Origin of the sequence: Streptomyces sp. NPDC046870 (assembly GCF_040704595.1) — a bacterium.
Taxonomy (GTDB): domain Bacteria; phylum Actinomycetota; class Actinomycetes; order Streptomycetales; family Streptomycetaceae; genus Streptomyces; species Streptomyces argyrophylli.
The window spans coordinates 21,668-30,444 of record NZ_JBEYXM010000045.1; the positions used below are offsets into that span (position 1 = coordinate 21,668).

At 72.9% G+C, this 8,777-nt stretch carries 7 protein-coding genes and 2 pseudogenes; 7 read left to right on the plus strand and 2 right to left on the minus strand.

Annotated features, from left to right (window positions below):
- Positions 1–196: 196 nt before the first annotated feature.
- A complete protein-coding gene (locus tag AB0946_RS40795; RefSeq protein WP_366765796.1) occupies positions 197–1,429 on the plus strand; it encodes a serine hydrolase domain-containing protein in 1,233 nt (410 codons plus the stop codon).
- Here the strand turns inward: AB0946_RS40795 and AB0946_RS40800 are convergent.
- Positions 1,426–2,871, minus strand: a complete 1,446-nt coding sequence (locus tag AB0946_RS40800; protein WP_366765797.1) for an MFS transporter — start codon at positions 2,869–2,871, stop codon at positions 1,426–1,428. The genes AB0946_RS40795 and AB0946_RS40800 overlap by 4 nt on opposite strands.
- Positions 2,872–3,038: 167 nt before the next feature.
- Here AB0946_RS40800 and AB0946_RS40805 point away from each other — a divergent pair, with 167 nt between their 5' ends.
- The 3 genes from AB0946_RS40805 (at position 3,039) to AB0946_RS40815 (ending at position 5,542) form a co-directional block, all read left to right on the plus strand.
- Positions 3,039–3,782, plus strand: a complete 744-nt coding sequence (locus AB0946_RS40805; RefSeq protein ID WP_366765798.1) for a TetR/AcrR family transcriptional regulator — start codon at positions 3,039–3,041, stop codon at positions 3,780–3,782.
- A 132-nt stretch (positions 3,783–3,914) separates the two neighbouring features.
- Positions 3,915–4,472, plus strand: coding sequence for a pyridoxamine 5'-phosphate oxidase family protein (locus AB0946_RS40810; protein ID WP_366765799.1), 558 nt, complete (start codon positions 3,915–3,917; stop codon positions 4,470–4,472).
- A 164-nt stretch (positions 4,473–4,636) separates the two neighbouring features.
- Positions 4,637–5,542 (plus strand): EamA family transporter, encoded by a 906-nt coding sequence (locus tag AB0946_RS40815; protein WP_366765804.1) that lies wholly within the window; start codon positions 4,637–4,639, stop codon positions 5,540–5,542.
- A gap of 15 nt (positions 5,543–5,557) precedes the next feature.
- Here AB0946_RS40815 and AB0946_RS40820 read toward each other — a convergent pair.
- A pseudogene (locus tag AB0946_RS40820) lies at positions 5,558–6,390 on the minus strand (IS5 family transposase).
- Between the two features lie 306 nt (positions 6,391–6,696).
- Between AB0946_RS40820 and AB0946_RS40825 the strand changes: the two are divergent.
- The 3 genes and pseudogenes from AB0946_RS40825 to AB0946_RS40835 form a co-directional block, all read left to right on the plus strand.
- Positions 6,697–7,278, plus strand: coding sequence for a GNAT family protein (locus AB0946_RS40825; protein ID WP_366765800.1), 582 nt, complete (start codon positions 6,697–6,699; stop codon positions 7,276–7,278).
- Between the two features lie 580 nt (positions 7,279–7,858).
- The gene (locus tag AB0946_RS40830; protein ID WP_366765801.1) at positions 7,859–8,254 is read left to right on the plus strand and encodes a DUF3566 domain-containing protein; all 396 of its coding nucleotides are present in this window, start codon (positions 7,859–7,861) and stop codon (positions 8,252–8,254) included.
- Positions 8,255–8,634: 380 nt separating this feature from the next.
- A pseudogene (locus AB0946_RS40835) lies at positions 8,635–8,777 on the plus strand (5,10-methylene tetrahydromethanopterin reductase); the annotation flags it as partial.

Below are 8,777 nucleotides of genomic sequence, written 5' to 3' on the forward strand. Positions count from 1 at the left end.
AAGCCGTCCTGGAAGGAACCCCGTCCACGGCACCGCTGCGGAGGCGTGACCACCCGGACGCCGCCGCGCTCGCCCGGGCCCCTGCGTCCCGGTGCGCCGGTTCCGCGCCCCGGGCGCGGACAGTCACGGTGGAGCGGTGATTTCCCGTCGGTTCCGGAGTCGTACACCTGACGACCACCCGACCGGAAGGCCACCGATGAACGCGCTGCGCGACACCCTGCACCGGTATGTCGACGAGGGGAGGGTGCCGGGCGCCGTCGGCCTGGTCGCCCGCGGGGACGACGTGGAGGTGGTGACCGCCGGCTCGCTGGACACCGGCGGGACGGCGCCGATGGCGCGGGACTCCCTCTTCCGGATCGCGTCCCTCACCAAGCCCGTCACCGCGGCGGCGGTGCTGATGCTCGTGGAGGAGGGGCGGCTCGCCCTGGACGCCCCGGTCGAGCGGTGGCTGCCGGAGCTGGCGGAGCCGGACGTGGTGCGCACCCCCGACGCCCCGGTCGACGACGTCGTCCCGGCGGCCCGCCCGATCACGGTCGAGGACCTGCTCAGCTCGCGCACCGGCTGGGGCTTCCCCGACGACTTCTCCCTCCCGGCGGTGCGGTCCCTGTTCACGGTGCAGAAGGACGGCCGCGCCCTCCAGGACTGGCCGGACCCGGACACCTGGCTGGGCCTCCTCGCGCGGGTGCCGATGCTGCACCACCCGGGACAGGCCTGGCTGTACGGCACCTCCTCCGACCTCCAGGGCATCCTGGTCGCCCGCGCGTCGGGCCGTACGCTCCCCGACTTCCTCGCGGAACGCGTCTTCGAGCCGCTGGGCATGCACGACACCGCCTTCGAGGTCCCGGAGACCAAGCGGCACCGCTTCACCTCGTCGTACAGCCCGTCCCCGGACGGAACCCTTCAACCGGCGGACACCCCCGACGGACAGTGGAGCCGCCTGCCGCGCTTCCACTCGGGCGGCGGGGGCCTCGTCTCCACGGCCGACGACTGGCTGGCCTTCGCCCGCATGCTGCTGCACGGAGGCGAGGGCAACGGCCGGCGCCTGCTGACCCGCGCCTCGGTCAGCCGCATGACCGGCAACCACCTCACGGCGGAGCAGCGCGCCCGCGCCACGCTGTTCCTGGAGGGTCAGGGCTGGGGCTACGGCGGCCAGGTCGACGTCACCCCGGCCGACCCTTGGAACGTGCCCGGCCGCTACGGCTGGGTGGGCGGCACGGGCACGACGGCGCACATCGTCCCGGCCACGGGCACGGTCGCGATCCTGCTCACGCAGGTGGCGATGGAGAACCCGACGCCGACGCCGCTGATGCGGGACTTCTGGAGGAGCGTGGCAGCACCGTCGTCCCAGGCCGGGTCCTGGATCTTCCGTTCGGACCATGCCGGGCTCGCGGGCCCTGGGCCGCGCCCTGATCCAGACGAGAGGCCCTAGCCGTGCGCCCGCCGGGCGTGCCTGGGCAGCAGGCCCACCAGCAGGAGCGTCAGGGCGTTGAGGCCCGCGGCGATGACGAAGACCAGTTCCGCGGCGGCGAGCGAGGAAGGGACGGAGGGGTGCCCGGCCCGGGCGAGGAACACCGTGCCGAGGGCGGCGACGCCCAGGGCACCGGCGAACTGCTGGACGGCGTTGAGCAGACCCGCGCCGGTGCCGACTTCCTCGGCGGTGGCGTCGCCGATGATGAAGTCGACCAGCGGCACGAACACCAGTCCGGAGCCGAAGCCGGTGAGCAGCAGGGCGGGCGCCAGCTTCCAGACCGTGATGCCGGCGCCCCAGTGGGCGACGGACCACCACAGGCCGAGCAGGCCGAGGACGGCGACGGCCAGTCCCCCGCGCAGGCCGGCGCGTCCCAGCTTCTCGGCGAGCACGGCGCCGGAGAGCAGGACGGCGACGGCGGTGCCGAGGGCCCAGGGGAGCAGCGCGAGGCCCGTGTGCAGCGGGGTCCAGTGCATGCCCTGTTGCAGCAGCAGGTTGACGACGAGGACGAAGGCGCTCAACGAGGCGTGGAAGCCGGCCACGATCACCAGGCCGACGACGAAGCTGCGCTTGCGGAGCAGCGACGGCGTGATGACCGGGTGCGCGCTGTGCCGTTGGGAGACGACGAACAGGGCGAGCAGGACGACGGCGGCGGCCATCATGACGTAGGTCCAGACGGGCCAGCCGAGATCGCGTCCCTGGATGAGCGGGACGATCAGCAGGGCGGAGGCGGCGGTGAGCAGGCCGACGCCGGTGAGGTCGAGGCGGGCGGCCGGGTCCTCCCCGCCGTGGCGGGGCAGGACGCGCCGTCCCAGCAGGGCGGCGGCGACGCCGAACGGGACGTTGACCAGGAAGATGGAGCGCCACTGGCTGCCGAACAGGTCGAGGTGGAGCAGCCAGCCGGCCAGGAGGGGCCCGCCCACCGTGGTCAGGCCCATCAGCGGGCCGACCGGGGTGAGCGCCCTGCGCAGGTGCTGGGGCGGGAAGACGACCTTCACGAGAGCGAGGCCCTGCGGGATCATCACCGATCCGCACAGGCCCTGCACCGTGCGGGCGACGATCAGGAAGACCGGGTCCGGGGCGAGGCCGCAGGCCAGCGAGGCCAGGGTGAAGCCGGTCATGCCGAGGAGGAACAGCCGTCGGCGCCCGAGCAGGTCCCCGAGCCGTCCCGAGGTGACCAGGCCGAGCGCGAAGGCGGCGGTGTAGGCACTCAGCACCCACTGCACCGTCACCTCGCCGCCGCCGAGGTCGGCGCGGATGGAGGGGCCGGCGAGGTTGGCGATGCTGGAGTCGATCAGATCCATGAGGTCGGCGAGGACCACGACGGCCAGGACGAGCCAGGCGGTACGCGGTGGCGCGGGCGTGGTGGATGTCTGGGGTGCGTGCTGCTGGTTGATGGACACGAACGGTGTTCTATAGGCGAACGCTGTTCGAGACAACAGGAACGCCGTTCTTAGTGACACAGAACACTGTTCGTCACCGTTACCGCACCGGGCATCGCCCTCGGCGGCACCGAACACTGTTCGCGGTCTCACCGAACGCCGTTCGCCGACTGGGTAGACTGCCCCGCATGTCACCGACCCCGCAGCAGCGGCGCGCAGCACGGCACCAGCTCGGCACCGGTCCGGCCGCACCCACGGCCCGGCGCGGGTCCGGCGGGCGCAAGAAGCCCATCACGGTCGAGGCCATCATCAGCACCGCGTTCGCCATCGTGGAGAAGGAGGGCTACGACGCCCTGACGATGCGGCGCGTGGCCACCGCGCTGGAGACGGGACCGTCGTCGCTGTACGCCCACGTGGTCAACAAGGAGGACCTGGACGAACTGCTCATCGGCCGTCTGTGCGCCCGGATCGAGTTGCCCGAGCCGGACCCCGCCCGCTGGCGGCAGCAGATCACCGGCGTCTGCGCCCAGCTGCGCGACCAGTACCTGCGGTACCCGGGCATCTCCCGGGCGGCCTTCGCCGCCGCCCCGTCCCATCTGGACACGCTGCGCGTCAGCGAGGGAATGCTCGCCATCCTCCTCGCCGGGGGCATCGACCCGCAGGTCGCCGCCTGGGCGATCGACTCGCTCCAGCTCTACGTCAACGCCTACAGCCTGGAGGTCTCCCTGGCGAACAAGCGGCTCAGCCGGAGCGACGACACCTGGGTGGTCGGCCGCGAGGAACTGCTGCGCCGGTTCGCCGCGCTGCCCGACACCTTCCCCCGGACCAAGCGCTACGCCGCCGAGCTGACCGCCGGGACCGTGCAGGACCGCTTCGACTTCACCATCGCCCTGATGATCGACGGGCTGCCGGGGGCACGGCGGGACACGTGAGCCGGCCGGGGTCCCGCGCGGCGTGTCCGGCACGGGATGCGGCAGGCGGCCGGGGACGATGAAGCGGGCGGGGACCCCGGGTCGGTCTCCACCTGGTCTCGTCAGGTGTCTCCGGAAGGGAAGAGAACCGCCATGCCCGCACAAGGCCCAGCGACTTCCCCCACGGCCGAGCTCGACGCCCGCTACAGCTCCGCGACCAACCCCCGCCCGGGTGCCGCGGACGTCACCGCCACCGAGTGGGCCGAGGCCGAGCGACGGCTGGAGGCCGCCGAGGTCTTCTGGGCTTCCACGGTGCGGCCCGACGGCAGGCTGCACGTCACCCCCGTCATCGCCGCCTGGCACGACGGGGTGCTGTACTTCGCCACCGGTCCCGGCGAACAGAAGGCGCGGAACCTCGCCCACGACGCGCACTGCGCACTGACGACCGGGGGGAACTCCCTCACCCGAGGACTCGACCTGGTCGTCGAGGGCACGGCGGAGCCCGTCACCGACCGGGCGGTTCTGGAGCGGGTGATCACGGCGTACGAGGCGAAGTACGGGCCGCACATCACCTCGCCCGAGGGCCCCTTCCACGGCATCGGCGACGCGTTCCGGCGAGGGGACGCGGTGGTGTTCGCGCTGACCCCGGCCACGGCGTACGGCTTCGGCCGGGACGACGGGGTGTACTCGCACACGCGGTGGACGTTCTGACCGTCTCCGGCAGGTGGGTCGTGCGCGGCTTGCCGCCCGACGTGCGTCACCCGGCACGTGTCACTGGACCCACGAACACGAAGGCTACGGCCAGGAGGTCACGGCGCGGCCCGGGTAAATCACGTGACGCGTCCCGTCCGGCCGTCGATAATCACGGCGTGGCCATGATGAAGGTCGACACGGCGGAACACGGCGCGTCCCCCCGGTTCTCGCTGACCGCGTCGGCCGGACGTGGCTTCGGCGCGATCCCGCCGACGGCGCTGGTGATGCTCGGCATCGTCAGCGTGCAGGTGGGCTCGGCACTGGCCAAGCACCTGTTCAGCGCGGTGGGCAGCTTCGGGACCGTCGCGTTACGGCTGTTCTTCGCGGCGGCGGTGCTGGTGGCGCTGTGGCGGCCGTCGCCGCGTATGCGCCGTCGCGCCTGGACGGTCGTGCTCGGCTACGGCGTGGTTCTCGGCCTGATGAACCTGTGCTTCTACCTGTCCCTGGCCCGGATCCCGCTGGGCATCGCGGTGACCACCGAGTTCCTCGGGCCGCTGGTGGTGGCGCTGGCCGGGGCGCGGCGATGGCTGGACGCGTTCTGGGCCCTGCTCGCGGCAGGCGGTGTGGTCCTGCTGATGGAGGGACGCGGCGACCTCGACCTCGTCGGCTTCCTGTTCGCCCTCGCCGCGGGAACGTGCTGGGGCCTGTACATCCTGCTCGGCGCGGCACTGGGCCGGCACACCACGCAAGGCGACGGCCTGGCGCTGGGCATGGCCGTCGCGGCGCTGGTGGCCGTGCCGTTCGGCGTCGCCGACAGCGGTACGGCGCTGCTCCAGCCGTGGATCCTGCTCGCCGGGCTCGGCGTCGCACTGTTGTCGTCGGTGATCCCGTACTCGCTGGACCTGGAAGCACTGCGCAGGATCCCCCCGCGCGTGTTCGGCATCCTGATGAGCCTCGAACCGGCGATGGCGGCGCTCGTCGGTCTCGTCGTGCTGCGCGAGTCGCTGCACTGGTCACAGTGGCTGGCGGTGCTGTGCGTGGTGGCCGCGTCGGCGGGCGCGACCCGCGGCACCCGCCCGGATGCCTAGGTCGTGTCCGCAATGTCAGGGCAGCCAGAGTTGTAGGCAGGCGAGGGTGACCAGGGCTTGGTAGTGGCGGGCGCGTTTGTCGTAGCGGGTGGCCAGGGCCTTGTGGTGCTTGAGCCGGTTGAAGCAACGCTCGACGACGTTGCGGCGCCGGTAGGCGGCCCGGTCCAGCCGGCACAGGCTCTCGCCGCGGCGGAGGCGGCCGTTGATCTGGTCGATCCGCTCCGGGATCACCGCCTTGATCCCGCGTCGGCGCAGGTAGGAGCGGATCTTCACGGATGAGTAGCCCTTGTCGGCGACGACCCGCTCGGGCCGGGTCCGGGGCCGTCCGGGCCCGCACCGGCGGACGCTGATACGGGCCATGACCTGCTCGAACTGGGTGCAGTCGTTGACATTTCCGGCGGTGATGGTGAAGGCCAGTGGCCGGCCCTGTCCGTCGCAGGCGAGGTGGATCTTCGTGGTCAGCCCGCCGCGGGACCGGCCGATCGCCTCGCCCGGCCAGGGCCCCCTTTTCGGGCCCCGGCCGCATGCTGGTGGGCCCGCACGGTGGTGGAGTCGACACACACGACCGTCCAGTCGACCGTGCCAACAGCATCCGAGTGCTGCTGGACATGGGCCAGGAGCCGGTCCCAGGTGCCGTCGGCGGACCAGCGGCGGAAGCGTTCGTAGACCGTCTTCCACGGCCCGTAGCGTTCGGGCAGGTCCCGCCAGGCCGCACCGGTGGACAGTTTCCACAGGATGCCATTGACCACCTGGCGACGGTCCCGCACCGGGCGGCCCATCCGCGGCGGGGCCAGCAACGGCTCGATCACCGCCCACGACTCATCGGTCAGCTCATGACGACGCACCATGAACAGACCAACGACGCCAATACTTTGCGGACACGCCCTAGGGCCTCTCGTTCGGATCATGCCCGGCTCGCGGGCCCTGGCACCGCGCCCTGATCCGGCGTGATCCGAACGAAAGACCCTGGCGGTTCCGCCAGGGGGACCACGCCGAGCGCCGTGCGGTACCGGCCTCGGACACCGCGGCCGGGCGGCGGATGTGCGCCCCTCACCGGTTGATTCCCCCGGCGCCCCCGCGGGCCGCGCCCGCGCGAACGGCGGCCCGGACAAATCGCGTTGTGGCTCCGAGCCGGGCTGCGAGAACATCCGGGCATGGACAAGCCTGCCGAAACGCTCACCTCCGACCGGGTCGTACTGCGCCGGTGGCGGACGACCGATCTCGATGCCCTGGACCGGGCCATCTCCGAGTCCCTGGACCACCTCGTGCCGTGGATGCCCTGGGCGGCCGACACCGGCCGGCAGCAGACCGCCGGCTACCTGGCCCGCACCCACGAGGAGTGGGAGACCGGGCAGGCCTTCGGCTACGCGATCACCGTGGACGGCGTGGTGACCGGCAGTTGCGGACTGCACCGGCGCATCGGTGCCGGCGGGCTCGACATCGGCTACTGGCTCCACCACCGCTGGACGGGACAGGGGCTCGCCACGACGGCTGCGGGGGCGCTCGTCCGCGAGGGCCTGCGGCTGGCGGGCATCGAGCGCGTCGAGATCCATCACGACGCCGCCAACCCGGCCAGCGGGGCCGTGGCCGCCCGCCTGGGCTTCACCGAGGTCGGACGCGTACGGGCGCCCGAGGGGCCCACGGCCCCCGGCGAGGTGGGGCTCCACGTCATCTGGCGGATGACCCGGGACCAGTGGAGGACGCGCGCGTCCGAGGGCGCCCGACGGGCGGGCTGAGCCAGGACGCCGGCCGTCACCGCGCCCCTCGGGATTCCGCCCTTCGGGGCACGTGTCCGTCGTACGGCGGACGCGCCCGTACACCCGTTCGGCGGCACCGTCCGGGTGCGGCCCGGTGCCGTCCGGCGGGCCCGGTCCGGCCCGCCGTGAGGCGGCTCCCGTGCCGTCGCGGCCGGTGCGCGGGGCCGGGCCCGGGTACCTCGTCCGGGTGCGGGGGCGCCCTGTCGCCCATACGGTCGAAGGCACGGACCAGCAGGCCCCGGAGGCCGCCTGGCGGCCGACGGAGGCCCGTTCGCTGCGGGAGGGCACCGCGAAGGCCGCCGGGCCAGTCAGGGAGACAGGCATGTTTCGAGCCAGGCGCAGGCCCCCGACCACCGCCGGAGAGCAGGTGGCGGTGACGCGGTACGACCGGACCCTCAGCTCCCCGGAGGACGGCTCCCCCGCATCTCTCCGCCTCACGGAGCGGCCGGTTCCGGCAAAGGAGCCGCAAGAGCCGCAGGCGTCTCCTCAGGAGTCCGGCGTCGTCGAGCGCACCGGGCCCGCGTCGGCGTCCACCGCCCCCGGGCCCCGGACGATCCGGATGCGCGTATCCGAGGGCGACCCCTGGTCGGTGATGGTGACGAGCTGCCTGCTCCTCGCGGGGGTCGGCATCCTGGCGCTCGCCACCACGGTCGTCCTCTGGGTCCTGATGGAGGCCATGGCACCGGACGTCCTGCCGGACCTGAGCACCGTCCTGGCCATCGGGATCGGCGTCGTCACCGTGGAGGTCGTCCTGGGCACGGGCCTGGCGACGCTGGGCACCTTCCTCTACAACCTGTCGTCCCTGTACAGCGGAGGCGTCGAGGTGTCCGTGACCGACGATCTGGACCTGCCACCGGCCGCCGACCAGGTCCTGTCGGCCATGACCGGAGCCCGGGCCCGTGTGCGCCGCTTCCTGCGCGGGCGCACCCTCCGGCCGCGGTCGTGGTCACGGTGACGTGCGCCGGGCCGGACGTCCGCCGACCGGCGTACGGCGGGAGGCGCGTGCGTGCCGGCTTCCTCGGCGGCTGATCCGGACCGCGGCCGCCACCCCGGCGGACTCGTCCGGGTCGCGGGCGGCGCGGGACGCCGGGGATTCCCCTCCCGGAGGAAATCCCGAACACGACGGGCTCGCAGCGCTCGCGCCGGGCCCGTAGCTGCTCACGGGCCCGGCATGCCAAGGCACCCCACCGCCGCCGACGACGTCGCCGGGCGGTGCGGAGGCACACCGTGCACTCCGGGTCACAGAGCTGTGCGCGGACAAGTCATTCGGGGCGAATCGGCGTCATAGCGTCGAGTCACCAGGCCCGTCGAGTCCGAGGACACCCCTTGACATCCGTGCAACACCCTGCAATATCCACCCAGTTCGGGATCTTTTCGGTCGGTGATGTCACGCCGGACCCGACCACGGGGCGGACGCCGACGGAGCGCGAGCGGATCAAGGCCATGGTCGCCATCGCGCTGAAGGCGGAGGAGGTCGG

Bases quoted from the DNA above. Each gene is read 5' to 3' on its own strand.
- AB0946_RS40825 (WP_366765800.1), top strand. From the start codon at position 6,697: ATGGACAAGCCTGCCGAAACGCTCACCTCCGACCGGGTCGTACTGCGC.
- AB0946_RS40795 (WP_366765796.1), top strand. From the start codon at position 197: ATGAACGCGCTGCGCGACACCCTGCACCGGTATGTCGACGAGGGGAGG.
- AB0946_RS40815 (WP_366765804.1), top strand. From the start codon at position 4,637: ATGATGAAGGTCGACACGGCGGAACACGGCGCGTCCCCCCGGTTCTCG.
- AB0946_RS40805 (WP_366765798.1), top strand. From the start codon at position 3,039: ATGTCACCGACCCCGCAGCAGCGGCGCGCAGCACGGCACCAGCTCGGC.
- AB0946_RS40810 (WP_366765799.1), top strand. From the start codon at position 3,915: ATGCCCGCACAAGGCCCAGCGACTTCCCCCACGGCCGAGCTCGACGCC.
- AB0946_RS40830 (WP_366765801.1), top strand. From the start codon at position 7,859: ATGCGCGTATCCGAGGGCGACCCCTGGTCGGTGATGGTGACGAGCTGC.